The sequence below is a fragment of the Spirosoma montaniterrae genome, from assembly GCF_001988955.1.
In the GTDB taxonomy this organism is placed as follows: Bacteria; Bacteroidota; Bacteroidia; order Cytophagales; family Spirosomataceae; genus Spirosoma; species Spirosoma montaniterrae.
In genome coordinates this window covers 1201742-1227840 of the sequence record NZ_CP014263.1, presented here as the reverse complement: position 1 = coordinate 1227840, position 26099 = coordinate 1201742, and the positions used below count along the sequence as shown (strand labels likewise).

General features: G+C 55.8%; 14 protein-coding genes. 10 read left to right on the top strand and 4 right to left on the bottom strand.

What is annotated here, in order from left to right:
* Nucleotide 1 precedes the first annotated feature (1 nt).
* Nucleotides 2-3031, bottom strand: a complete 3030-nt coding sequence (locus AWR27_RS05310; RefSeq protein WP_077130231.1) for a leucine--tRNA ligase — start codon at nucleotides 3029-3031, stop codon at nucleotides 2-4.
* Nucleotides 3032-3172: 141 nt separating this feature from the next.
* Between AWR27_RS05310 and AWR27_RS05305 the strand changes: the two genes are divergently transcribed.
* Nucleotides 3173-4981: a hypothetical protein gene (locus AWR27_RS05305; protein ID WP_232325979.1), complete on the top strand. Its 1809-nt coding sequence runs from the start codon at nucleotides 3173-3175 to the stop codon at nucleotides 4979-4981.
* A gap of 132 nt (nucleotides 4982-5113) precedes the next feature.
* A complete protein-coding gene (locus AWR27_RS05300) occupies nucleotides 5114-6304 on the top strand; it encodes a S8 family peptidase (RefSeq protein ID WP_077130230.1) in 1191 nt (396 codons plus the stop codon).
* 280 nt (nucleotides 6305-6584) lie between these two features.
* Here the strand turns inward: AWR27_RS05300 and AWR27_RS05295 are convergent, their stop codons facing one another.
* Nucleotides 6585-7925: a RagB/SusD family nutrient uptake outer membrane protein gene (locus tag AWR27_RS05295; protein ID WP_077130229.1), complete on the bottom strand. Its 1341-nt coding sequence runs from the start codon at nucleotides 7923-7925 to the stop codon at nucleotides 6585-6587.
* Nucleotides 7926-7970: 45 nt separating this feature from the next.
* Nucleotides 7971-11054, bottom strand: coding sequence for a SusC/RagA family TonB-linked outer membrane protein (locus tag AWR27_RS05290; RefSeq protein ID WP_077130228.1), 3084 nt, complete (start codon nucleotides 11052-11054; stop codon nucleotides 7971-7973).
* A gap of 201 nt (nucleotides 11055-11255) precedes the next feature.
* Between AWR27_RS05290 and AWR27_RS05285 the strand changes: the two genes are divergently transcribed.
* From AWR27_RS05285 to AWR27_RS05275, 3 genes are all read left to right on the top strand, one after another.
* The gene (locus AWR27_RS05285) at nucleotides 11256-12392 is read left to right on the top strand and encodes a DUF819 family protein (RefSeq protein ID WP_077130227.1); all 1137 of its coding nucleotides are present in this window, start codon (nucleotides 11256-11258) and stop codon (nucleotides 12390-12392) included.
* Between the two features lie 121 nt (nucleotides 12393-12513).
* Entirely contained in the window at nucleotides 12514-15831 is a 3318-nt protein-coding gene (locus tag AWR27_RS05280) for a SusC/RagA family TonB-linked outer membrane protein (RefSeq protein ID WP_077130226.1), read from the top strand.
* A gap of 40 nt (nucleotides 15832-15871) precedes the next feature.
* Entirely contained in the window at nucleotides 15872-17305 is a 1434-nt protein-coding gene (locus AWR27_RS05275) for a SusD/RagB family nutrient-binding outer membrane lipoprotein (protein ID WP_077130225.1), read from the top strand.
* 76 nt (nucleotides 17306-17381) lie between these two features.
* Here AWR27_RS05275 and AWR27_RS05270 read toward each other — a convergent pair whose 3' ends face one another.
* Nucleotides 17382-18452, bottom strand: coding sequence for a PorP/SprF family type IX secretion system membrane protein (locus tag AWR27_RS05270; RefSeq protein WP_077130224.1), 1071 nt, complete (start codon nucleotides 18450-18452; stop codon nucleotides 17382-17384).
* Between the two features lie 126 nt (nucleotides 18453-18578).
* Here AWR27_RS05270 and AWR27_RS05265 point away from each other — a divergent pair, with 126 nt between their 5' ends.
* The 5 genes from AWR27_RS05265 (at nucleotide 18579) to AWR27_RS05245 (ending at nucleotide 26098) form a co-directional block, all read left to right on the top strand.
* On the top strand, nucleotides 18579-22025 hold the full coding sequence (locus AWR27_RS05265) for a PKD domain-containing protein (RefSeq protein ID WP_077130223.1): 3447 nt from the start codon (nucleotides 18579-18581) through the stop codon (nucleotides 22023-22025).
* Nucleotides 22026-22161: 136 nt separating this feature from the next.
* Nucleotides 22162-23244, top strand: a complete 1083-nt coding sequence (locus AWR27_RS05260) for a sulfite exporter TauE/SafE family protein (RefSeq protein ID WP_083732756.1) — start codon at nucleotides 22162-22164, stop codon at nucleotides 23242-23244.
* Between the two features lie 186 nt (nucleotides 23245-23430).
* Nucleotides 23431-24639, top strand: a complete 1209-nt coding sequence (locus AWR27_RS05255) for a trans-sulfuration enzyme family protein (RefSeq protein WP_077130222.1) — start codon at nucleotides 23431-23433, stop codon at nucleotides 24637-24639.
* A 68-nt stretch (nucleotides 24640-24707) separates the two neighbouring features.
* The gene (locus AWR27_RS05250; RefSeq protein ID WP_077130221.1) at nucleotides 24708-24944 is read left to right on the top strand and encodes a UPF0175 family protein; all 237 of its coding nucleotides are present in this window, start codon (nucleotides 24708-24710) and stop codon (nucleotides 24942-24944) included.
* A 74-nt stretch (nucleotides 24945-25018) separates the two neighbouring features.
* On the top strand, nucleotides 25019-26098 hold the full coding sequence (locus AWR27_RS05245) for a Gfo/Idh/MocA family protein (RefSeq protein ID WP_077130220.1): 1080 nt from the start codon (nucleotides 25019-25021) through the stop codon (nucleotides 26096-26098).
* Nucleotide 26099 lies beyond the last annotated feature (1 nt).

The following is a 26099-nucleotide window of genomic DNA, read 5'->3' as shown; positions in this document are numbered from 1 at the left end:
GCTATATCACCACGTTAACAATTCGTTTTGGCACCACAACCACTTTTTTGGGTTGCTTGCCGTCGAGCCACTTTTGCACAATTTCGTCGGCCAGCACCTCGCGTTCGATGTCGGTGGGGGCGCGGTCGATGGCGAAACTGATGGTGGTGCGTACTTTGCCGTTGATCTGAACCGGATACTCGAAGGTATCTTCGACCAAATACGCGGGGTTGAAGGTCGGGAATGCGGCCCGCGATACTGACCCCGGCTCATTGCCCAAAGCTGCCCAGAGTTCTTCGCAGATGTGGGGCGCGTAAGGCGACAGAATCAGCACCAAATCCTGCAAAATGGCCCGCTTGTGGCAGTTCAGCGAGGCCAGTTCGTTGACGCAAATCATAAATGAACTGACCGACGTGTTGAACGAATACGCGTCAATGTCGTCTTCGGCCTTTTTGATGGTCTTGTGCAGAATTTTCAGTTCGGCGGGTGTGGGTTGTTCTTCCGTAACGATCCACTGACTGCTGCCGTCGGCACTGTCTTTGTAGAAAAGCCGCCAGAATTTACGGATGAACCGATACACACCGTCGATGCCGTTAGTATTCCAGGGTTTGGCCTGTTCGAGCGGCCCGAGGAACATTTCGTACAACCGCAGCACGTCGGCCCCGTAGCGTTCTACCACATCGTCGGGGTTCACCACGTTGTACTTCGATTTCGACATTTTCTCGACCTCCCAACCGCAAAGAAAAGCACCGTCTGGTTTGCAGATGAGCTTAACGTGATCAAGATTGGGGTGGTAGACTCTCAGAGCTTCAATATCCATTAGAACATCGTTCTCTACGTTGTTAACGTCAACTCTAAGAGCAGAAACTTCTATGCCCTTTACAATATCCCAATCTCTCCAATCCTCTTCTCCTAATTGTTTAGTAAGGATATCTTTTAAGAAAGGACCACTATTTTCAGGGTCGCTTACCATCGTATTCCATATGTCGTAAGAGATGAACATTGGGCGACCTACCAATATTATTTCGTTTGCAGAATTTTGGTAGCTCTGCCACCGATACACAAAATTGCTCCGGCCCTGAATCATGCCCTGGTTGATGAGCTTTTTGAACGGCTCTTCGTGCGGCACGTAGCCCCGGTCTTTCAGGAATTTGTTCCAGAATCGGCTGTAGAGCAGGTGGCCCGTTGCGTGTTCGGTGCCGCCGATGTAGAGGTCAACGTTCTGCCAGTAGTCGATGGCGTCGCGACTGGCAAACGCGTCGGGATTCTGCGGGTCCATGTACCGATACCAGTACCACGACGACCCCGCCCAGCCCGGCATAGTGCTGAGTTCGTAGGGATACCCCACCCCCGTCCCCTCCCCGTTAGGGAGGGGTGAAGCGTATGAAGCTTCGCGCTCCTCACCCCTCCCTAACGGGGAGGGGACGGGGGTGGGGTGATACGACCACCCCTCAGCCCTCCCCAGCGGGGGGTCGCCGGTTTCGGTGGGCAGGTATTTATCAACGGCGGGCAACGCTAAGGGCAGGTCTTTCTCGTCGATCAAATAAGGTAATCGACCCGTCGAACCGCCATCTTTGAAATACACCGGCACGGGTTCGCCCCAGTAGCGTTGGCGGCTGAACACGGCGTCGCGCATCCGGTAGTTGACCTTACCCCGGCCCAGTTCACGCGCTTCGAGCCACGCAATCAGCGTTGCCGTGGCTTCCTTGTAGGTCATGCCGTTGATAAGGCCGGAGTTGATATAACGGCCTTCTTTCGTGTTATCAGCCTGTTTGTCAATGTCTTTCTGCGCGTCGAGAATTGGGATGATGGGCAAGCCGAAGTGCGTCGCAAAAGTCCAGTCGCGCTGATCGCCCGACGGTACGGCCATGACCGCACCCGTGCCATAACCCGCCAGCACGTAGTCGGCCAAATAGATTGGCACCTTCTCGTTATTGACCGGATTCAGGCAATAGCTACCCGTAAACACGCCCGACACGACCTTCGTTTCGGCCATGCGGTCGCGTTCGGAGCGCAGTTTGGCCGCGTTCACGTAGGCGTCTACGGCTTCACGCTGTTCGGGCGTGGTCAGGCTCGGCACTAATTCATGCTCCGGGGCCAGCACCATAAACGTCACGCCATAGATGGTATCGACGCGGGTAGTAAATACTTCTATGAAGTTTTCGGTGTTACATACCGAAAACTTCACGCTTGCCCCTACTGATTTCCCGATCCAGTTGCGTTGCTGTTCTTTAAGCGACTCGGTCCAGTCGATGGTGTCGAGGCCGGTCAGCAGGCGGTCGGCGTAGGCGGAGATGCGCATCATCCACTGCCGCATTTTCTTTTGCTCAACCGGGTAGCCGCCCCGCTCGGAAACCCCATCCTTCACCTCATCGTTTGCCAGTACCGTACCGAGGGCCGGACACCAGTTCACAACGGCATCAGCCACGTAGGTAAGGCGGTACTTGAGCGTAATTTCATACGACTCCTGCGCCGACATGGCGTTCCACTCAGCGGCTGTGAACGAAGGTGCATCTTCATCGCATACGGCGTTCACGTCGGTAGTGCCGTTGGTAGCAAATTTTTCGAGCAGTGTTTCAATGGGTTCGGCCCCGTCGCTATCGCGGTTGTACCACGAGCGGAACAGTTCCATGAAAATCCACTGTGTCCACTTGTAAAAACCGGGGTCCGAGGTGCGTACTTCGCGGCTCCAGTCGTAGCTGAAGCCGATGTTTTTCAACTGTTCGATGTAGCGGGCGATATTCTGTTCGGTCGTAATGGCCGGGTGTTGCCCGGTTTGAATGGCGTACTGTTCGGCGGGCAGGCCAAAGCTGTCGAAGCCCATCGGGTGCAGCACGTTAAACCCTTTCAGCCGCTTATACCGCGACACAATGTCCGACGCAATATAACCAAGTGGGTGCCCTACGTGCAGCCCTGCCCCCGACGGATAGGGAAACATGTCGAGAACGTAATACTTTGGTTTTTGCGGGTTTATGTCGGTGCGGTAGGTCTGGTGTTCGTCCCAAAACCGCTGCCATTTTTGTTCGGTTTCGCGGTGGTTATAATCGGCCATGTGTATAGTGCGGCTGGAAAGCCGCCTGTCGTAGTTCTTTTTTTGGTTTACGGCTTTCCAGCCGCATTACATTCCTGGTTTGCGGCTTTCTAACCGCATTACGTTTGCAAAAATAGCCGTTTAGCCAGACTTTTGCCCGGTATGTCAACTAAACGGCCTGTACTTCTCTTGCCCCGGTGGGCTAACCAACTGTGGCCGTTGCTGTTAGGTGTGCTGGTGGCGGCTATGGGAAGCTGGATTGTGGGCGATTTCAGCCGACCGCTCTCGGATGGCAACGACACCGACCAATACGAATACGTTGGGTATTACTTCGCCAAGAACCTGTCGCTCTGGCCGTTTCCGCAGCTTAATCTACTGAATAACCAATCGTTTTATCCCTACGGACTGAATCAGGCTCTGCTGCCCTGGGGCTTCGAGCGCGATTACTGGTACGCAACGGCCTACCGGCTCTTTGACGGGCCGGGACCGTATCTACAGTATTATTATGTATTGAGTTTGGTTGTAAGCGCACTTGGCACATACTGGCTGCTGCAAAAGCGGTTTGGCTGGCTCAAAGCTACCGTAGCGGGGCTGATTGTCTCGGTTTTCAACTTCTACGCGCTCTACAAATTTCCGGTTCATCTGAATGTTTGTGTAGCCCACTGGACCGTGCTGTGCATCGTGGCGACGTACTGCCTGTTGCATGACATCCTGAACAAACGGCCCGTATCGCTGCCGTTCGTGCTGGGCTGGATGCTGCTGCACGTGTTGTCGCTGGGCCTGGAATTGGGCTACGTTGCCGGTTTCGCGCTGACGTTTACTACGCTGGCTATACCCGTTTTAGGATGGAGCCTTTATCAGCAATACCCGGTCGTTCAGCAGTGGCCCGCGTTGCTGATGAATTACGGTCGTCGGCAATGGCAGCATCGAGCCTGGTTTATTGGCGGCCTGATTACGTTGCTGCTCATCGGCATCTGGCTATACGTGCCGCTGACGCTGCAAATTGCGCTTACGGCCTGGCAGTTCGATTTTGCCGCAACTCCTACTGCGCCACTATGGTCGCACCCGGCCCGGCTATTTATACCTTATTTGTTGGGGTTCGACACACTTGGTTTGCCGTATCAGCAATGGCTTCGCGATTCGTTCGAGAGTTTCGGGCAGGGCAGTCCGGGTTTGTATCTTACCCTGCTGGCGGGTCTGGGGCTGTGGCAAACCCGGCATCGGGTGGCGTTGTGGTTGCCGGTTGTGCTGATGCTGCTCCTGTGTCTGCTCTACCATCCGGTGCTGCTGCCCACGCTGAAAGTATTTCCGTGGTTTAGCTTCAATCGGCACGGCGGGCGGGCAAGTTTGGTATATCCGGTGCTGCTGGTGCTGCTGGCCCTGCCCCTCCGCCTACCCCGCCACCGACCGGGTTTGCTGGCACTTGGTCTGGTCATACTGCTGATGCTCAGCGAGTGGCGGCATGGTTTTTTGCTCCGAACCTACCTGCCAACGCTGATTGTATCAGACGATGTGCTTCGTTATTGCGCCGTTGTCCGCCAGCAACCGGGCGAGGCCGTGCTTGACTTTCCATTCTGCGCCGTTGGTGCCGATGGCACAGGCATGGCCGAGGGACTTTGCCCGCATTATGACGCGCAAAATGCCGTGTTTACGTTTCGGCGGTTTTACGACAAAAAAGCCGTTGGACAGTATTTCGGTCGGCTTCACCCCGATCAGATTCAGCCGTTTTTGCGCGATGGCTGGCCCCGCCTGCTCAAACCGGGCTATGTGTTTACCAAACCAGACTGGCAGTTTCTCGACCAGTTTTTGCGAACCAATAACTTTGCCGGTATAAACCTTTACCCCGATCTGCTGTCTCCGGCGCAGGTAGCTCAGTTCTATCGACGCTACGGCCCGCCGATTGCTCAAACCCATTTTCCGGCTGCCGGGCGCGTGGTGTTTTTGCCGCTTAAAAATTTACCAAAAACCTAAACCGGCCCATGCACGGTTAAGGCCGGTTTTTCGTTCTTTCAACACAACCATAACACCCTCTCTCGACACGCATGACCGAAACGTGTACGGCATTCTTTATCAGTTGATTCACCCTCCATTCCGTACATCGTCATGCGACGTTTTCTCTCTCCTACAACGCTTATCAACGCTGTCGTGCTGGGCGTTGCCGTATTCGGTTGCCGCGCCGATCAGGATGTTGAGCCGGGCATCACTGCCGACTGTTTGGTAAAAGCCACCGCCAACAACGGGCAGGCCATTGCCGGTTCGTATATCGTTACTTACCAGCCCGAACAACCCCCGACAGGCTCGGCCAACGCCCGCATTGGTGCCGCCCAAACGAATTTTACGCGGCTGCTGTCGCGTCACCGTATCACCGACGAGCAGGCCGAGTTGCTGGCTTCCGATGAGAAAACTACGTTTCTGGCGCATATATCAGCCGCCGAAGCCGTGGAACTGGAGCAAGACCCCGCCGTTGAGACGGTTGAACCCGACCGGATTATGTCGATCTGTACCTGCGTCGATGTGAGCCTATCCAGCACCGTGTATTGGAACATTCGGCAAACCGGTTTCGGGCGGGGCGACCTGCAAACCACCAAAACCGTCTGGGTGGTCGACACCGGCATCGACCTCGACCATCCTGATCTGAACGTCGATACCGAGCGCAGCCGCTCGTTTGTGAGCGGAAACACGTCGGCAGATGACCAGAACGGCCACGGTACGCACGTAGCGGGTATTATTGGTGCCAAAAACAACAGTGCCGGTGTTACGGGCGTGGCGTCGGGAGCCAGATTAGTAGCGTTGAAAGTACTGAATCAGTTGGGCGAAGGGCGGCTGTCGGGCATCATTCAGGCCGTAAATCACGTTCGGCAGAATGGACGCGCGGGCGACGTGGTGAATCTGAGTCTGGGCGGAGAAGGCGTATCGAACACCCTCGAAAATGCCATTCGGCAGGCCGCCAACGCGGGCATTCTGTTTGCCATTGCGGCTGGCAACGAAGGCGAAAACAGCGATAATTATTCGCCAGCGCGGGTCAACCACCCGAATGTGTTTACGGTGTCGGCAATGGATCGGAACAACCAGTTTGCGTCGTTTTCCAATTTCGGCCCCAGTGTAGACGTCTGCGCTTACGGCGTTCGGATTACCTCGACCTACATCAATGGCCGATATGCAACCTTGAGCGGCACCAGCATGGCCGCGCCCCACGTGGCGGGTTTGCTGCTGATTCGGGGGCGCAATGTTCCGACACGCGGCTTCGTCTCGGGCGACCCCGACGGGCAAACCGACCCTATTGCGGGAGAATAAATACGTTTAAACGCAGAGGAGGGGAGGTTTCGCAGAGATTATTGAGTTTTAATACCCTATTGACATTGCTTTGTCGTATGGCTGGCGCACAGGAGACGCAAAGGGCGACGGCTGGCGCGAGGGAGACGCAAAGGGTTGCGTCTCTACAAGTGACCATCCGGCGTAGAGACGCAACCCTTTGCGTCTCCCTCGCGCCAGCCATACGCCACACCTAATTCAATATCGTATAAACTCTGTGATCTCTGCGAAATCTCCCCTCCTCTGCGTTTAAAAAACTCGTCTACGGGTTGAAGATATCCCAGTTTACTTCGGCAACCGGGCGTTCCAGCCGTTCCAGCACTTTCATTCCGGTCACAGGCAGTATAATTTCGCCAAGTTTGTTATACCGACGCATATCGACCCAGCGATGGCCTTCGTAGAACAGCGAATACAGCCGCTCTTTCAGAATGGCATTGATAAGGGCGTCTTTCGTGGTGGCACCTGCGTAGTTGGGCAAGCCAGCCGCCGTCCGAACAATATTGATGTTTCGGGTAGCTTCGGCTACATTACCTTGTTGGGCAGCAATTTCGGCGGCAATCAGCACCAGCTCTTCGTTCCGAATAATGGGGATGGCGTCGCTGGCACTGGTAAACATATTGGTCAGATACGGTGTACTGTAGTTAACACCGGAGGTATACGTCAGGGGCGCGTCCAGCTTCCGTACTTTTGCCAACCGCTTGTCGCCGGGTTCGGCGGCCTCGAATACCTCTTTCACACCCACAATCTGGCTCGATGAGGTGTTGAGCAAAGGGTTCTGCACGTCGGGGGGCGTAGGGTTGTACGTATTGCGGGGGCCGACATTCAGATCGCCCGATGCGTTGTAGAACGTCTGGGGCAGCAAGGTAGCCGCTTTAGCCCAGTCGGCCTGATAGATAGCTACCCGCAGGGCAATGGCCCGGTTGAACCGCTTGAAAGTAGCGGGGGTATTGAAACCCGCCAGCCCGGAAGGCGTAGTAAACGCGAAAGCCGTACCGGCCTGATCCAACTGCGTAGCACCCTCGTCCAGAATTTTGGCGATACCCGCCAGCGATTCGGCATAGCTCGCCAGCTTACTGGGCTTGAAGGGGTCTTCTACGTTCAGACGAATACCGTTGGTTCCCTGTGCATTCAGCATATACAGATAGGCCAGTCCTTTGTAGGTGTTGGCAATACCCCGGTAGCCGTTCTTCTGTGCATCACTAACCGAACTGGTGTTATTGAGCGAGGCCAGCGTGATGTTGGCCTGACGAACCGGCAACCCGAACGTAGTTGTTGCGCCGTTGTAGAAAGCCGAGTTATCAATGGGGCGTGTTCCGTTCAGTTCGGTCATCCAGCGCGACTCGGTGCCGTTGAAGTTAAACAGTTCTTTGCCAATCGTTCCTACGATAAGCAAGTAGGTGCCATAACCCGTTGCATTAGTTCCACGGGCCAGCGAAATCTGACCAATGGCGAGGGCGTCTAACTGAGCTTTCGATGCATTGGCCGAAACCGCCCCCACACTGGGAAAGTTTGGGTCGATAACCTGTTCCGTTTGCAGCGGATTGCAGGCCGTGAAACTACCCGCCAGCATACCGGCGAGCAGAATAGATGTATGTTTTTTCATAGTAAGAAAACGTCTTTATAACACAAAACGGTGTTTTTTAGCTACTTAAAAATCAACGGCGATGTGGAACATCATCCGGCGAACGGCAGGCGACGAGCCGAGGTCGACACCGCCCCCTAATGCCAGCGAACCGAAGTTCGAGTTTTCAGGGTCGTAGCCAGCCGTGTAGTCGGTCCAGCGGAGCACGTTATTACCCGAAATGCCTATCCGAACGTTGCTGACGACATTACCAAACACCTGCTTCAGGGTCGGCGTCGGAACGCGGTAGTACAGGGCCACTTCGCGCAGTTTCAGGAAGCTGTAGATATTGGGGTTGTAGCCCGGCTTCGGAACGCCATTTTCGTCGAGGCCGTTGGCATTCTGCCGGTAGATACCGTTCGGCGTGTTACCGTCATTTCCCCGATCATCGGTTTCATTCCAGTCGTAGGTATTACCGCCCTCATCCCAGAGCACGCGCGTCAGCGATACTACTGTGAACTTATGGCGGTAGTTGAGCAGTGCCGAGAACTCGAAATTTTTCAGGAACGTAATCCGGTTGTTCAGCGAGAGTTCGTATTTGGGCTGAGCGTCGCCGTAGCTCGTCCACGACGTGGCAAAGCCAGGATCAGTGGCAGGCAGTGTGCGGGGCTGTCCAACAATTTCGGTTGGCGAATAGGTCCGGCCATCGGCGTCCGGGCCTTTCACACGCCACTGCCCAAACGTTGCACCGAAGCCGCCCGTCAGACGTTCGGGAATAGCCAGCCGCGTAATTTTTGAGCGGTTGTACCAGAAGATCGGCTGAATAAACCACTTGAAGTTCTCGCTCCGAACCACGTCGGCACCCAGCGAGAACTCAAGCCCCCGGTTGGTGAGGTCGGCGGCATTGATCTGTGTTGAGGTTACGCCCGTTGTTGGAGCAGTTGTCAACGGCTGAATCAGGTCGAACACTTTTTTGTTGTACAGCGTAAATTCACCCGTTATCCGGCCATTGAGCAGGCCGAAGTCAACCCCGTATTCCAATTCAGTAGCACGCTCGGGCTTGATATTATTGTTACCAAGAACGGTCGATGGCACCAAACCGCCCTGACCACCTACACCAACAACCTGCAACTGCGAATAGGGCGTACCGAAGTTGGGCAGACCCGCCGTTTGCCCGTAGGCAACGCGGAACTTCAACTGACTCACCGTGCTGCCGGCCCATGAGCCAAAGCGGGTCGCATTAACGGCTACTGCCGCCCGTGGAAAGGCGTAAAATTTGTCGAATTCACTGTTCAGCGTCGATTTATCGAAACGGATACCTACCGAGCCGATAATCTTGTCGTCAAAGTTGGCATCCTGCTGCGCAAACAAACCAACGTCGGTATTCTCCTGATATTCAGCAAAACCGTCGATTACACGACCACGAGCCGGGTTCGACACGCCAGCGGGCAGCCCCGTGCCACGCACGTAGTTGGAACGCAGGTATTTATAGAGCCGAACCGCCCCTGCCGACGTGGTCAGGTTGAGCCGACCATCCATAACCGCCTGCGTGTAAATCGCCGAAAACTGTACGTTCGAGTTAAACACTTCGGTGCGGGTATCCTGCGCATAACCGGGATTAGCCTCGGCCAACTGCGATTGCAGATCAGATGGCAACCAGATTGTTGCGAAACCGTTCTGGTAATCCAGCCCACCATTGACCCGGAACGTCAGCGACGACTTAGCCGTATTGATGGCGCGGGCGTTCACGGTGAAGCCCTGCAACACGCGGTTGTTTTTCTGGTTGTTGACAGCCCGGTCACGAACAGCCAGCGGGTTTTCGCCTACGCCGTTGCGGTTGTTCGGATACTGCCCGTTCGCATCGGGATACAGATTGACATACGGGCGCGTGTAGGGTAATGCGTAGCCGTAGTTGATATACGAGTTATCATTTCCGGTCCAGCCCCGGTCGTTGTTGCTGACAATGTAGTTCGAGTTAATGCTGAAATCGAGCCAGTTCGTCAGTTTGTGATCTACGTTCGCCCGTAGCGAGTACCGCTGAAAGCCGGTATTTTTGATAATCCCTGTTTCATCCGAGATACTCCCGTTGACGTAAAACTTGGTCCGGTCGTTTCCTCCCGCGACCCCCAGCCGGGTGTTGCGAATGGCTCCGGTGCCACCATAGACAACCCGCTCCCAATCGGTATAGGTGCCATTGGCACGAGCCGCCCGGAGTGCTGCAATCTCCGCATTCAACTGGGCAATGCCAGCCGCGTTGGGCGTTCCATCGGGATTTTTCGTATTCGAGAAGTGATCAGTGAGTTTCTGCTCGGTCCAGTCAGAACCGCCGTAGTAGCTGAGTGCCTTGCTGAAGCCTAAGTCCTGCCCAAACGATACGGTTGTTTTACCACCTTTACCGCGCTTGGTATTGATGATTACTACCCCGGCATTGGCCCGCGTACCGTAAATAGCAGCCGCCGACGAACCTTTCAGCACTTCGATGCTTTCGATATCGTCGGGGTTAAGGTCGGCCAATCGGTTGGCGTTGTTATCCTGTGTGCTTTGCGATGACCCCGCTGCCGCTTTGTTGGCTGCCGACCGGCCATTGGAGTACTGACCGTTGTCGATGTATACGCCATCGACGATAAACAGGGGCTGCGAAGCCGAGGCACCAAGCGTTGAAACGCCACGGAACTGGAGGTTGAAGCCGCCCCCCGGCACAGACGTGTTGGCAACGATATTGGCACCGGCCAATTTTCCCTGCAAAGCCCCATCGGTAGTAACCGGACTGGTTACGCCCGTCAGTTCCTTGCTGTCGAGCCGGGCAACGGCGTTTGCCAGATTAGACCGTTTTACGGTAGTTGCCAGACCCGATACCACTACCTCTTCGAGCTGGCGGGTGTCTTCGCCCAGCGTAACGTTGAGGGTCGAGCGGTTGTTGACGGCTACTTCCTGGCTCAGGAAGCCGATGTAGCTGAAGCCGATACGGGCAGTGGCTGGCGCGTTCAACTGAAAGTTCCCATCGGCGTCGGTTGTAGTACCTTGTGCGGTGCCTTTGACCAAAACCGACACCCCCGGCAATCCGTTTCCGCGCGAGTCGGTTACTTTACCAGTAACTGTCTGACCCTGTGCGAGTCCTGTTACCGTTAGGCCAAAAAACAACCACAAACTCAGTAGTAATTTTCTGTTCATTTGACTTTAAGTTAGGTTAAAATTTTAAAGAAACTTGTCGCAAAGTAATGGTTTGTTTGGCGATTTACTATTTCTGTTAGAAAATATTTTACGAATGCAAGCAAAAGCCTTATGATATTTGGGCCTTAATTTATGCCTTACAAGCATCAAACAGCCTGACACTTAAGTATATTTACGTTCTACATCTTCTCTTTTTTTATCGTGACCGACACGCTTTTCATCCTGTTTATTCTTTGTCTGAACGTTGTCATCTGCGAATGGCTTTCCCGCAAACCCGGTTTCCATCACATCGGTACAGCCCTGTTGGTTATTCTGCTGACTGCCATCGAAGCCAACTTCGGCCTTATTCCCACTACCGAGACGCCTGTTTATGATGGTATCTTCAGCTATGTAGCCCCGTTTTCGCTGTTTTTGTTGCTATTGAGTGTCAATCTCAAAGACCTTCGGCAGGCCGGTCTGCCTATGCTGAGTATGTATCTGATTGGTTCGGCAGGGGTCATCATCGGGGTGCTAACCAGCGTATGGCTCTTTTCGGCCCCGCAAACCATCGGTGCGCTGCATTACGCGCTGGCGGGCATGTTTACCGGCACGTATATTGGCGGTAGTGTTAATTTTCACGCTGTAGCATTGCACTACAACGTATCGAAAGCTGGTAATCTATTCATTGCCGCCACTGCCGCCGACAACATCATGACTACGCTCTGGATGGTTGTTACGCTATCGGTGCCGCGCTTCTTGCAACAACGCTTTCCGCGCACACTGCCCACGGCCACAAATGCACAAACCGATGCCGACAGCAACCCCTTTTCAGATTCGGATACCCTGACGCCCAGCGACCTGGCTCTCCTGCTGAGCTTGGGCATAGGGGCCATTTTTCTGTCGAAACAAATAGCCGCCCTGGTGTCGGGGTTGCCGTTTGTGCTGGTGCTGACTACCATTGCGCTGGCACTGGCGCAGTTTCGGGTTGTGAACAACCTGCGGGGCAGTCGGCTACTGGGCCTGTTCGGAATTTATGTTTTTCTGGCCGTAATCGGGGCTTACTGCGATGTGGCCGCGCTTATCCGCGACGGTCAGTTAGCCGTCATATTATTCGGTATGATTTTGACGCTGGTACTGATTCACGCGCTGATTCTGTTCGGGCTGGGGGCAGTGTTTCGGCAGGACTGGGCCGTGCTGGGTATTGCGTCGCAGGCGAATGTGGGCGGGGCAACATCGGCATTGGCACTGGCAAAAAGTCTCGGTCGGCCCGACCTGCAACTGCCTGCTGTACTGGTCGGAACTTTGGGCAACGCCATCGGCACGTATCTGGGCATTTTAGTAGCTGAATTTCTGCGATAGCCACGTAGAGCTACATTAAATTTCGTCTCGGAGACCTGTTGAGCGAACAAAATTTTACTCATGTTGTTGATAGCAATACTACCATTTTTGGTTTTATAGTTATCATCATCTACTTATCTACATGAGAAAAACAGGTTTACTGATCGCGTTTATTCTGGTCAGTGCGCTCACCTTTGCCCAGGAACGAACCCTGACGGGGCAGGTCAGCGCAAATGGTTCAGTGATACCGGGAGCCAGCCTTGTGGTAAAAGGCACGAATCGCGGTACTACGTCCGATGCCAACGGCAACTACCGGTTGGCCCTCCCCACTAATGCCGCCCGGCTTGTGGTATCGGCAGTCGGGTTCCTGACCCAGGAGGTTGAGATTGGTTCGGCATCGACACTCAACATTACTCTCGCCGAAGACAGCCGCCAGCTCAACGAAGTGATTGTAACGGCACTCGGCATCAGCCAGGAAAAGAAAACGCTGACTTACTCGGCCCAGCAGGTGAAAAGCGACGAAATTATTCGGGCGCGGGAGCCGAACCTCGTCAATGCCCTGAACGGTAAGGTGGCCGGGGTGCAGGTCATTAGCCAGGGCGGTACGCCGGGAGCCGCGTCAAGCATCAACATCCGGGGCAAATCGTCGTTTCAGGGTAGCAGCCAGCCGCTGTTTGTAGTCGATGGTATTCCCATCAACAACACCTTCAACACACTGTCGTCGTCGTCGTCGGTCGATAACTCGAACCGGGCCGTCGACATCAACCCCGATGACATTGAAAGCATTTCGGTGTTGAAAGGCCCGGCAGCTACGGCTCTCTACGGCATTCAGGCGGGTAGTGGCGTGGTGCTGATTACCACCAAAAAAGGCTCGCGCAGCGATACCCGCAAAACTACGGTCACGGTCAACTCGTCGGCCTCGGTCGATCAGGTGAACCGCTTTTTTCCGTTGCAGGATCAGTTTGCGCAGGGCACCAACGGCACCTACAGCGATGTGCCGGGGCAAACGTTTATGTTCGGGCCGCGCATCAGCGACCTCCGCTACAGCACCTCACTGACCGACGCCCGCTACCCGCAGGGCCGCATCGTGCCAACTACCGACCCCACCGCCGGTACGGTTGTGCCTAATGTATTCGACAACCAGCGTAACTTTTACCAGACAGGCCGCACCTTCGACAACCACGTGAGTATCAGCAGTGGCAACCGCAACGGCAACATGTACTTTTCGGCGGGTCGGCTTTCGCAAACGGGGGTTATTCCGAACAACACGTTCGAGCGAACAACGGTAAAACTCTCCGGCGAGTCGGCCCTGAGCGATAAACTACGGATGTCGGCGTCGGCTACGTATGTCAACTCAGGCGGCAACCGCGTGGGTCGGGGCGATAACTTTACGGGCGTCACGCAGGGCTTGTACCGCACGCCCCCCCATTTCGATATTTTCAACGGCCAGAGCGACCCGCTCAACCCCGTTGCCTACCAGTTCCCGAACGGGTCGCAGCGTAACTTCCGCAACCGCGACCAAATCGACGGCATGAACCCCAGCGATCTCGGCCTCGGCCCCGACGGTCCGCTCTGGACGGTCAACAAAAACCCCTACCGCGACCGTGTTGACCGGTTCATTGGCTACGGGCAACTCAACTACCAGATTCTGCCGTGGCTGAGTGCCATGTTCCGGGGTGGTGCCGACGTGTTTACCGACCGGCGCGTGGCCGCTTTCGACATTGGCTCGTTTGGGGGCGATGGCCGGTTTGGGCGCATCTACGAAGAAACGTTCGTTAATAAGACCTTCAACACCGACTTTCTGCTGACCGCTACCAAGCAGCTACGCGACATCAACCTAACCGCGCTGGTGGGTCATAACTTCTTCAACAACGATGTAACCCGCTCATACTTAGACGGAAACACGTTCAACCAGCCGGGTTTCTTCAACATCTCGAACGCTACTGTTATTGCCAACCCGGTGCAGAACCGGACTCGTCGGCGCACGTTCGCGGCCTTCACCAACGTCAAAGCCGACTACAAGGGCTGGGCCATTCTGGAAGGTTCGCTGCGGAACGAATGGGCCTCGCCCCTGCCCACCGAAACCAATTCATTCCTGTTCGGTTCGGTGAGCGGTGCGCTCGTTCTGAGCGACGCGCTGAAGCTGAACAGCAACGCGTTGTCGTTTGCCAAAATTCGGGGTTCGTTCGCGCAGGCCGGTAACATTCCGCCCGCTTATTCGACCGAAACGTTTTTCGTGCGGGCGGGTGCTGCCGACGGTTTCGGCAACGGCATCTCGTTCCCGATTCGGGGCAGCAACATCGGCGGCTCCACACTCAGCAACCAGATCGGCAACGCCAACCTCCGGCCCGAATTGAACACAACCGTTGAGGTAGGTGCCGAACTGGCCTTCCTCCAAAACCGGGTTTCGCTCGACGTTACGTACTACAACTCGCGCAACCGCAACCAGTTGGTGTCGGTGCCACGGGCGTCGTCGTCGGGTTTTACCTCCGAACTTATCAACGCGGGCGAGTTGCAGAACCGGGGTATCGAAGCCATCCTGACCGTGACCCCGGTGAAAAAGAGCAAGTTCCAGTGGGAAGCGTCGTTTAACTTTACCCGCAACCGCAACATCGTTATCTCGACCATCGGCGACGACCAGCCGATTCTGCTGCCGGGCTTTGGTACGATCTTCCAGCCGCGTTTGGTGCCGGGTCAGCAGTTTGGCGTGTTCTATGGTTCGGGCTGGCTGCGCGATGCACAGGGCCGGGTCATCATCGAACCGCAGAACCAGATTGGCCCCAACGGACAACCAGTGCTGAACGCACAGGGGCAGCCGGTAGCCAACCCGAACGCAGGCTTCCCCGTCCGGCGCGACAACCTGCTGCTGGGCAACCCCAACCCCAATTTCCTGCTGGGCATTCGGAATACGCTCACTTACGGCAATCTGTCGCTGTCGTTTCTGTGGGACATCCGCAGCGGGGGCGACGTCTGGAACGGCACCGAGGCCGTGCTGACCAACATCGGCATGACTACCCGGACCCTCGAACGCGGGCAACAGCGCACCTTCGAGGGCGTAGTGGCTACGGGACGCGATTCGCAAACGGGCCTGTACACGGCCTCTGCCGAAGCTCCGGCCAACACGCAGGCCGTAACGCTGACGCAGGCCAACTGGTTTCAGGCCAATGGCCGGGCCACGGGTGCCGCCGGTGTGCATGAGCCGTTTGTTGAAGATGCCTCGTGGGTACGGCTGCGCGACCTCAACCTGAGCTACAAACTGCCCGCCAACTGGTTTGGCGGCAGCAAGTTCCTGAAAGGGGCCACGCTCACGGCTTTTGGACGCAACCTGCTGTTGTTCACCAACTACAGCGGTATCGACCCCGAAACCAGCCTGTATGGTCTTAGCCCGGCACAGGGCCTGGATTACTTCGGCAACCCCAACACCCGCAGCATGGGTATTACCTTAAACGCTACGTTCTAATCCGATGAACCGATTTATAAAACCAGTTCTCGCTCTACTTATGCCGGTAATACTGTTCACCGGCTGCCAGTTTGGCGACATCAACGTCAACCCCAACGCCCCGACCGATGCGCCGGTAAACGTGCTGCTTCCAGCCGCGCAGGCCAACCTGTCGTATGGCATCAACGGCGACATTGCGCAGTTCAACAGCATCTTTTTGCAGCAGATTGGCGGGGTAGAAAACATTTACCTGTCGGTGGGGCAGTATGACCTGAACGGCAACCTCGCGGCCCGCGTCTGGGATGGCAACCTCTACCCCGGCTCCATGAACGACCTGAGCGTGATTATCCGCAAAGCCGGTGAACTGAACGCGCCCCACTACCGGGGTGTGGCCCGCATCATGATGGCTACGGCTCTCGGTCAGGCAGTCGATCTCTGGAACAACGTGCCCTATTCGGAAGCCTTCCGGGGAAATACTCCCAACGGGCGGGTGGTGCAACCGCGCTACGATCAGGCAGCCGCGCTCTATGACACCGTACAAACGCTGCTCTCGCAGGGTATCGTTGATTTACAGGCCACTACGAGTACTTTCTCGCCCGGTCGCGATGATTTGGTGTATGGCGGCAACCGCCCGCGCTGGATTCTGGCCGCCCGTGCGCTGAAGGCCCGGTATTTCAACCATTTGAGCAAGGTTAATCCCGAACAGTCGGCGCGGCAGGCTCTGGAGCAGATTCAGGCGGGTACGTTCACCGGCAATGCCGATGATGCCCGGATTGTGTTTGGCAACACGGTCGATGCTGCCGGGCCGTGGTTCCGGTATTTGGTGGGTAGCTTTGGCAACGGCGTTCGGGCCGGTGAGTTTTTTGTAAACCTGCTCAATACGCGCAGCGACCCGCGTTTACCGTTCTACGTTCGGGCCAACACAACGGGGGCACCCTTCGTCGGAACGCCCGCCGGGGTGTCGCGTCCGGCGGCTTCGCAGTTGGGCGGCTACATCAACCGCCCCGAAGCTCCGGCCAATTTTATCACCTTCGTTGAAACGAAGTTCATTGAAGCGGAAGCCAATTTGCGGTTAGGTCGTCGGGCCGAAGCGGCTGCGGCCTACAACGCGGCTGTTGCGGCCAGTATCAACAAAGTTACGGCTCCCATTCCGGCGTTTAGCTTGGTAACGAGTACAACAGCCAATCAGGCATACATCCGGCAGTTCGGTTCGGAAACGGCTGAGACGATTACGCTCGATAAAATCTTCACCGAAAAATATATTGGCCTATATCTCGAACCCGAAGCCTGGACCGACTGGCGACGGAGCATCACCGCCGACCGCCCCAACGGTGTACCGGCCCTGACGTTGGCATCGAGTTCGCAGCAGTTTACGAGCGGTCGATTCCCGCGTCGGTGGCCGTACCCGCTTTCTGAAGTGCAGCAGAATCGGGCCAACGTAGAAGCGCAGGGAGCCAATAATACCATCATCGACCGCGTGTTCTGGGATCGATAATATGTGGGGCTTAGGCCCGGCTGTATGCTATTAGAAAAACGGCACGAATCGATTCGTGCCGTTTTTTTTGAGAGGGCTAAAAGTGCTGGCATCGGCGTTGGCGTCGGGCACTCCGGTTTTTTGTGCTGCTGAACTGAAACAGGCTGTCGAGTCCATACCAGATGCTGAGTTCGTGCGCCCCACCCGTCGCGAATCGAAGGGGCGACACGGTGATGTCGTAGCTGTATTCTACCAGAAAGCGGTCGAATTGAAACCCGACGATGCCAATCAGTGCGTCGTTCTGGAACGTTTTGTCGAGCCGCCGAATCGGAATACCGCGATACCATACGCCCACCATCAGGGGCGAGTAGGTGAGGTTGAAGCCCGTATCTAACTGAAGATTATTGCCCTGCTGCCGCAGATGTGTAGTCAGGCTCACCGAGCGGTCGCGGTTTTGCTGATGCACTAAACCCTTGTTCCAAAGACCCCTCCCACCCGTAAACGGAATGCGTAGCCCGGCCATCCCGCTAATGCGCTGCCCCAGCCAGTCGCCCCGTAGCTGCGACCGGTAGATGTGATGAACGGCCAGCCCGGCCCAATATTTCGCTTTATCGTCGCCGAGGTCGTGTTCAAACAGGATACCGCCCGAAAAGTCAGCACTGTGCTTCGACAAAGCCCCGCCCATTGCCAGCGGGTCGGCAGACACAACGTTAACCAAACCGCCCACGGCATACTGATCGGCGAAGGTCATGCCCGCCGGGTCGAATCGGCTACCGATATACGATGCCTGCAAGCCGAAAACGACGCGGGCTTCGCGGTCATTGTCCTGCATAATGGGCAGCATCCACGACCCAATGCCGCTGAGTTGGGTTGTCTGAAAAACAGTACTTTGCCAGTCGCTGATGGCCTGTACGCCCAGCCCGACACGCGTATCTTCGTCGTAGGTATCAAACGAAAAGGCCGCTGTGCGGTAGCGGGCATCTAAAGCGGGCCACTGCATCCGATAGTTGGCAATAAGCCGCCCCGCACCGGAGCCACCCGCGAAGGCCGGATTATGATAAATCGGGTTGGCATAAAACTGGGAGAATTGCGGGTCTTGTGCGTGGGCCGTCAGGGAACTGACAGCAGCAGAAGCCGCACAGAGCAGCGAACGTAAAGTACGTGTCATCAATAAATGTCATGGAGTGGATATTTGGTAAAGAAACAGTGTAGTTCATTACAAATCAATAAACTACAGATTTTTTTGCTTCTTCCGAACCACCTGCGTAGATTGCCCATACATACTTCCCGCACCATGTTCTGCTCAATAAATCGGCTCTCAATAGCTGGCTGGCTCTATTTTGTCGTGCTCGTTTCACTGCCCGCCCTGGGGCAAATTGGTCCCTCTATCAAACCCAAAGATGGTAAGTACGACATCTGCCTGAAAGAAGGCACGACCCGGCACGTAGTCACCATTCTGCTCGACGTTCCGGTTGGCTCAGCCTGCGTGCTGAAGAATTTCCGTATCGACTGGGGCGACAATCAGGTACAGCAGGAGGTGTATGACCCCAGCAAACTCGAATTTACGCATGAGTACGACGTGAAAGAGTTTGTTGAAAACTGCCGCAACGATGCCGACCGCAGTATTAAGTTCCGGCAAACCGACAACTGCGGCACCGGTACACCCGCCAACAGCAGCTTCGATATTACATTCCGCAATACGCCCCGGCCCAAATTTGAGGTAGGTGCTATCTGCGCCGGGCAGCGGCTCAACTTCCAAAACCAAACCTGCCCCGCCAGTGGCACCAATACCTACCTCTGGAACTACGGCGACAACAGCCCACCCGACGCGCTCGGCACGCACACTTATGCCCAAAGTGGCACCTACACGGCTACCCTAAGCGTAACCGGCACCTGCGCGCCCAGTACGCCCTACTCGGCTCCGGTGCGGGTAATCGACAAAGCCATTGCCGCCATCCGGGATTCGGGTTCGACCACTACCCGCAACGACACGGTTTTTATCTGCCTGTCGGCGGGAAACGGTACGGTGCGGTTCAACGGCACGAGTTCAACCAATGCATCTTCGTATACATGGGACATTTCGGGTCCGGCATTGGTGTCGTTTCAGGAGCGCACCAACCGGTCGTCGCCCAACCCGAAAGTGCGGTTTACCCAGCCCGGCGATTATATCGTTACGCTGACAGTCGATAACGCCTGTGGCATTCCAAACCGAGTCCGGTGCGTTCACCGCGTACTCGACCTGCCCACGCCCACGCTGAAAAAGCAGAGCGACACCTGCGAAGCCTTTACGTTTAAGGTTGATAGCCCGCTGGCCGGGGCCACGTACACGCTCAACGGTGTTCCGTTCAACCCCACAGTAGGCGTGCCGTTGTCGCTCACCCCTACGCCTTATGTGGTGGCCGTTACTACCCAGAACATTTGCGGTTCCCAGCCAGTGAGCATGTCGTTTACGGTCAACAAACCAGCAGAAGTCAAAATAACTTCGTTGCCCAAATCGTCAACGGTCTGCGCCAACAGTGCGGCTCTGCCCCTGCTGGCCGATCAGCCCGGTGGCTCGTGGAGTATCACAAGTGGTGCATCGGGCATACGGCTTGGCGTACAAAACGGTCAGACAACGCTTGTGCCGGGCGGCACCGGCACCGTGCGTGTGTCGTATCGGGTGGGCAACGGGCGGTGCGCCGTGTCTGATTTCGTAGACCTGACCGTTACTGGCGTGGGCGTTACGGTCAATGGCCTGACCGCCTGCGCCAGCCAAAATCGGGTAAAACTGCCGGGAAGTCCGTCGGGCGGAACGTGGTCAACTACCGACTGCAACAACTGTATTCGGGGCGATTCGCTGCTGCTTACCAATCTGACTGCCAGCCGCGTAACAATTACCTATCAGGTCAGCAGTTCGGGCGGTTGCCAGGAGTCGGCCCGGTTCAGCGTAAGCATCGGACAACCAAAATCGGCCTTTGCCCTGACCGGCCAATGTACCAATCGGCCCGTTACGGTGGTCAACAGTTCGACCGGGGCCGATTCGTATAGCTGGCTGGTCAATGGGGTTGAAAAAGCAACCGGGCAAACGCCCACGCCCGCGCTGTCGTTGTCGGCGGGGCCGCAAACGGTTACGCTGCGGGCTTCGGCGGGTGGCTGTAGCAACGAAACCCAGCAGACCATCACGCTAACAGCCCCACCTGCGCCGTTTCGCTTACAACCCAGCAAAACTGCCGATTGCTCACCGATGGTTGTTACGTTTGGCGTGAATCGGGCTGCACAGCCGGGCATTACGTATCGCTGGGATTATGGCGACGGCGTAACGAGTACATCGCTGACGGCCAGTACCTATACATACCGAAATCAGGGGCAAACGACCCGCACCTTTACGGCCACACTGACGGCCTCGAACGGCTGCGGCACCGAAATCGATACGGCCCGGCTCACGGTTCGCCCACTGGCTTTTGCTGAAATCGGCGTCGATTCAACCACCGTTCGCTGTACGCCCGCAACGTTGCGGTTTTCCAATCGGTCGGTTGGCGAAGGGCAGGTCAGTACCTGGAATTTCGACGATGGCACCACCCGGCAAACGCAGCAGGATACCGTTTTGCACCGCTTTTTAGCCTCTGATTCGGCCCGCACGTACAGGGTTACGCTCCGGGTGCAAAACGCCTGCGGAACCGCCACCGATACCGTAGCTATTCGTGTATATCCAACCATTGTTAAGCCCTTGTTTACGCTCTCCAGCGATAAGCCCTGCGCCCGCGAAGCCGTACAGTTTACCGACGCCACAGTACCCCGCCCTACGTCGTGGATCTGGACGTTCAGCGACGGAGCTACGTACACCACGCCCAACCCCGTTCACCGCTTTGCCGAAGCCAACCGGGTTTACTCGTTTACGCTGACGGCCATTACGCCCTGCGGCTCCAATTCGTTGCCACGTTCGCTGACCACTACTGCACCGCCCGACGTGCGTTTTGAGGTACCAAAACCATTTGTCTGTAATTTGCAGGAAGCCCAATTTGTGAACCGAAGCGATCCGGCCCGCCGTTTTCGCTGGAGCTTCGGCGACGGCTCGCCCATCGACTCCGTAAATTTTTCGCCCCGGCACGTTTTTCCGCCCACACTGACAAACGCCACCGTTAGCCTGACCGTACTGGGTGCATCGTCCGGCTGCTCGGCCACTCTGGCGCAGGGCGTAACGATCCAGCCACCACTAAAACCAACCTTCTCCGTTGCCGATGGACCTGACTTTTGTGTGCCCGGCCCCGTTGCCCTTGTAGCTACCGACCCCAACGCCAGACAATTCCGCTGGGAACTAAGTAACGGCCTGACCAGCACAGCCGCCCGACCTATTTTCGGCGATCTACGGCCCGGCGAATACGGCCTTAAACTGACGGTTGGTTACGAACAGGGAGCCTGCCCCGACTCGGCCAGCGCGGCCAACGTGTTCCGGCTGTTGCTGTGCCAGGCTGTTGCGCCCGACGCTTTCACGCCCAACAGCGACGGACGCAGCGACACCTGGACTCTCTTTGGCGATGAAGGAGCCACGCAAATCAAACGACTGCGTATCTGGAACCGCTGGGGCGAAGTGGTTTTTGAAGCCTATGACATCCCGCTCAACAGTGCCAAACCCGGCGAGTGCTGGGACGGTAATAGGGGCAATACACCAATGCCCGCCGGTCAGTATCCCTATGAGGCCGAAGTGCTGCTGAAAGGCGACAAATATCAGCGATACACGGGCAGCATCGCTCTGATGCGCTGAGAGATTACACTGGAAATTTGCATGGTTCCGTAATTCGTGTTTACCTTTGCGGCCTACCCTTCATCAAAAAACGGCACGAGTTGGTGCCGTTTTTCAAAAAACAATTAATCTATTAATTCGATAGAATTTAAACACTATGCAGTCAGACGACATAGTGACGTCGGCACCGGGTCCAGTTCAGGCGGCAGAAAGTGGCTTGCCAGTCAATCTGAAAGGGCTGACGATTACGCTTGAGGGTGAAGCGGCAGAAGAACAGGTGGCGGGTTTACGGGCGGCTTTTCCGGGTGTAGCGGTGCGGGTTCAGAAGCCGGCCCTCACGCCCTTTGCCCTGCTGTTGCGTCGGCGCACGCGTACCGAAATTGCCATCTACGCTTTCTCGGCACTGGCCCTGATGGTGGTTGGGCACTTGGTTTTCAGTTATTTTACGCTTGATCGGCTGACGTTGATGGCTACAGCCATTGACCTCTCGCCCGACATTTTCTACTTCATTGCTGCCGGATTTATTGCCCAAATGATTGACGGTGCACTGGGCATGGCGTATGGCGTAACGGCGACTACCTTTCTGACCAGCGTAGGTATCAGTCCGGTATTTGCCACGGCCAGCGTTCACAGCTCCGAGATATTTACGTCGGGCGTGTCGGGTTATATGCACCTGAAATTTGGCAATATCAACAGCCGACTGTTCAAAGCCGTGCTGATTCCGGGCGTAATCGGGGCTGCGCTGGGCGCGTTTCTGATTACGAAACTGGCTGATCTGGAGATTGTCTCAACGTATCTGGCCCCGGCCATTTCGGTGTATACGGCCATTCTGGGCGCGGTCATCATCCGCAAAGCTTTAATCAAACGCATCAAGAAAAGACCCGTTCGGCGCATTGGGTTGCTGGCGTGGTTCGGCGGTTTCATCGACGCCATTGGCGGGGGCGGCTGGGGACCAATTGTTAATTCCACGCTCATTGCCGCTGGCCGGCATCCGCGCTACACCATCGGGTCGGTGAATCTGGCCGAGTTTTTTGTGTCGTTTGCCTCGTCGGTTGTGTTTGCATTATTCGCCGGATTGAGTAATTACGGCATGGTCATTCTGGGATTGATACTGGGCGGTATGATTGCCGCGCCCATTGCCGCCCGACTCGCGCAGAAATTACCGGTGAAGACAATGATGGTGCTGGTCGGCATTGTCGTTATTCTGGTAAGTTTGCGGAAGATTATTTTATTTTTCTAACACATCTGAACCAGGATTAGCCAGGATTGACAAGATTAATTCAAGATTTTACGCTGCGCTTATTCTATCTACTAAATTGACCAGGTTGCAACTATCAAGAGCAATTAAGCGCAGCGCAATATCTTGTGTTAATCTTGTCAATCCTGGCTAATCCTGGTTCAGACTCTGTTCCTGATATTTCTTTATATGCAAAAACAAACCCGCGCCATACGCACACAGGCGGCTAAATCGCAGAACCGCGAACACTCTGTACCGCTCTACCTGACATCGAGTTTTGCGTTTGAGAGTGCCGAACAGGGCAAAGCATTGTTCGACGAAACCGAGGAAGGCAACATCTACAGCCGCTTCTCGAACCCCAACGTTTCGGAGTTCGTCGAAAAAGTATGTATGCTCGAAGGTGCCGAAGATGGCATTGCCACCGGTACGGGCATGGCGGCTGTGTTTGCGAGTATGGCCGGGCTGCTGCGGGCGGGCGATCACATTGTAGCGTGTCGTGCCCTGTTCGGGTCGGCGCATCAGATTATCACGCAGATTCTGAGCAAATGGGGCATTACACATACTTACGTCGATGCCACAGCTACTGAAGCCGAGTGGGAAGCGGCCATGCAGCCCACAACCGGGACGCCGGCCGCACGCATGGTTTACTTAGAAACGCCCTCGAACCCCGGCCTTGAGTTGGTCGATCTGGCGATGCTGGCGCGGCTCAAAGAAAAATACGGCTTTATTCTGAACGTCGATAACTGCTTTGCCACGCCCCTACTGCAAACGCCCATCGACTTCGGTGCCGATTTGTCGGTGCATTCGGCCACGAAATTTATGGACGGGCAGGGTCGGGTACTGGGCGGGGTTGTGGTGGGCCGCGCCGACCTGATTCAGCCGATTCGGTTCTTTGCACGGCATACCGGACCGTCGCTGTCGCCCTTCAACGCCTGGGTGTTGTCGAAGAGTTTGGAAACGCTCGACTTGCGGATGGAACGGCACTGCCGCAACGCCCTCGCGCTGGCCGAAGCTTTGGAAAACCACCCTGACGTTGAGCGCGTACTGTATCCGTTTCTGCCCTCGCACCCGCAGTACGAACTGGCGCGCAAGCAGATGAGCGCGGGCGGGGCCATCGTCACCATCGAACTCGAAGGCGGTTTCGAGCGCGTGAGTGCCTTCTTCGATGCCCTGCAAATTCCAACCCTCTCGTCAAACCTCGGCGACTCGCGAACGATTGTCACAAACCCGAATACAACGACCCACGCTAAACTGAAGCCCGACGAAAAAGCCGCGCTCGGCATTACGCCCGGCCTGATTCGGATTTCGGTCGGCTTAGAAGCGATTGACGATTTGATTGCTGATTTCGATCAGGCCGCAACGGTCAGCGCAGCGGTTTTAAAAGAGCGGGTTGCCTGATGCTTCCGGCGGCAAAATGAACGGATTTAGAGCAAGAAGTTTTATGACTGTAAAACCCTGACAGAACCATGAAAACGCTGACGATAGAATTACCGGATAACCTCGAAATCGAGGAATTTGAAGCCAAAATGCTCTTTGCCGGGCAGCTTTACGAGAAAGGCAAAGTAACGCTGGGGCAAGCTACAGCCATCGTGGGAATCAGTAAACGGGCCTTCATGGAGATTATGGGCCGGTTCGGGTTTAGTGTGTTCAATTATTCAGAAGAAGACATAGAGCATGATATCAGAGTCGCCCCTGGCCGTTGACGAGATCAAAAAGACCAACTTTCGTACCAGCGATAATCTGCTAAGAAAAACATTAAAAAGCGTTGGCGAAGCGTATGAATAAACTCTTATTGTTTCTCCTTCTTTTAGGGTCAACCCAACAGCAGATAGTAGCCCAAAAGCTGCGCGTGGGCGTGGCGGGTATGGTGCACTCACACGTGCATCAGATTCTGCGGCTCAACGGGCAAAGCATTGAGATTGTGGGCATTGCCGAACCCAATCGCGAACTGGCCGAACGCTTCGCCAAACAATATAACCTGCCCTCCTCGCTCATCTACCCCACCGTGACCGAGATGCTCGACAAAACCAGACCCGAAGCCGTAACCGACTTTGGCCGCATTGTCGATCACCTCGCTACCGTACAAGCCTGCGCCCCGCGTGGCGTTCACGTAATGGTTGAAAAACCGCTGGCCATCAGCCTCGACCACGCCCGACAGATGGCCGCACTGGCCCGCAGGCATAACGTTCAGCTACTGACCAATTACGAAACCACCTGGTATGGCAGCAATCATCGCGCTTATGCCCTGACGAACACCGAAAAAGCCATTGGCGACGTGCGGAAGATAGTGGTTCACGATGGGCATCAGGGGCCGAAAGAAATCAACGTGATGCCCGAATTTTTTGTCTGGCTCACCGACCCCGCCACCAACGGCGCGGGTGCGCTGTTCGATTTCGGCTGCTACGGGGCCAACCTGAGTACATGGCTCATGAAAAACCAACGCCCAACGTCGGTGCTGGCCGTGACGCAGCAGATTAAGCCCGACATCTACCCGAAGGTAGACGATGAAGCGACGATTATTCTGACTTACCCCACCGCCCAGGCCGTCATTCAGGCGTCGTGGAACTGGCCTTACGCTCGCAAAGACATGGAAGTGTACGGCAAAACCGGCTCGGTGTTCGCACTCGACAAGTCACGGATGCGGATTCGGCGGAGCGAGAAGGAACCCGAACAGGCTGTAGAAGCCGTCCAAACCGATGCACCAGCCGCCGACCCGTTCGCGTATCTGGCCCGGCTGCTGCGCGGTGAAACGAAACCCGACGAATTAACGTCATTGGAAAACAACCTGATTGTCATGGAAATCTTAGAAGCCGCCCGCCAATCGGCCAAAACCGGACGGGTGGTAACGTTGAAATAAA

Bases quoted from the DNA above. Each gene is read 5' to 3' on its own strand.
- AWR27_RS05310 (WP_077130231.1), bottom strand. From the start codon at position 3,031: ATGGCCGATTATAACCACCGCGAAACCGAACAAAAATGGCAGCGGTTT.
- AWR27_RS05305 (WP_232325979.1), top strand. From the start codon at position 3,173: ATGTCAACTAAACGGCCTGTACTTCTCTTGCCCCGGTGGGCTAACCAA.
- AWR27_RS05300 (WP_077130230.1), top strand. From the start codon at position 5,114: ATGCGACGTTTTCTCTCTCCTACAACGCTTATCAACGCTGTCGTGCTG.
- AWR27_RS05295 (WP_077130229.1), bottom strand. From the start codon at position 7,925: ATGAAAAAACATACATCTATTCTGCTCGCCGGTATGCTGGCGGGTAGT.
- AWR27_RS05290 (WP_077130228.1), bottom strand. From the start codon at position 11,054: ATGAACAGAAAATTACTACTGAGTTTGTGGTTGTTTTTTGGCCTAACG.
- AWR27_RS05280 (WP_077130226.1), top strand. From the start codon at position 12,514: ATGAGAAAAACAGGTTTACTGATCGCGTTTATTCTGGTCAGTGCGCTC.
- AWR27_RS05275 (WP_077130225.1), top strand. From the start codon at position 15,872: ATGCCGGTAATACTGTTCACCGGCTGCCAGTTTGGCGACATCAACGTC.
- AWR27_RS05270 (WP_077130224.1), bottom strand. From the start codon at position 18,452: ATGACACGTACTTTACGTTCGCTGCTCTGTGCGGCTTCTGCTGCTGTC.
- AWR27_RS05265 (WP_077130223.1), top strand. From the start codon at position 18,579: ATGTTCTGCTCAATAAATCGGCTCTCAATAGCTGGCTGGCTCTATTTT.
- AWR27_RS05260 (WP_083732756.1), top strand. From the start codon at position 22,162: ATGCAGTCAGACGACATAGTGACGTCGGCACCGGGTCCAGTTCAGGCG.
- AWR27_RS05255 (WP_077130222.1), top strand. From the start codon at position 23,431: ATGCAAAAACAAACCCGCGCCATACGCACACAGGCGGCTAAATCGCAG.
- AWR27_RS05250 (WP_077130221.1), top strand. From the start codon at position 24,708: ATGAAAACGCTGACGATAGAATTACCGGATAACCTCGAAATCGAGGAA.
- AWR27_RS05245 (WP_077130220.1), top strand. From the start codon at position 25,019: ATGAATAAACTCTTATTGTTTCTCCTTCTTTTAGGGTCAACCCAACAG.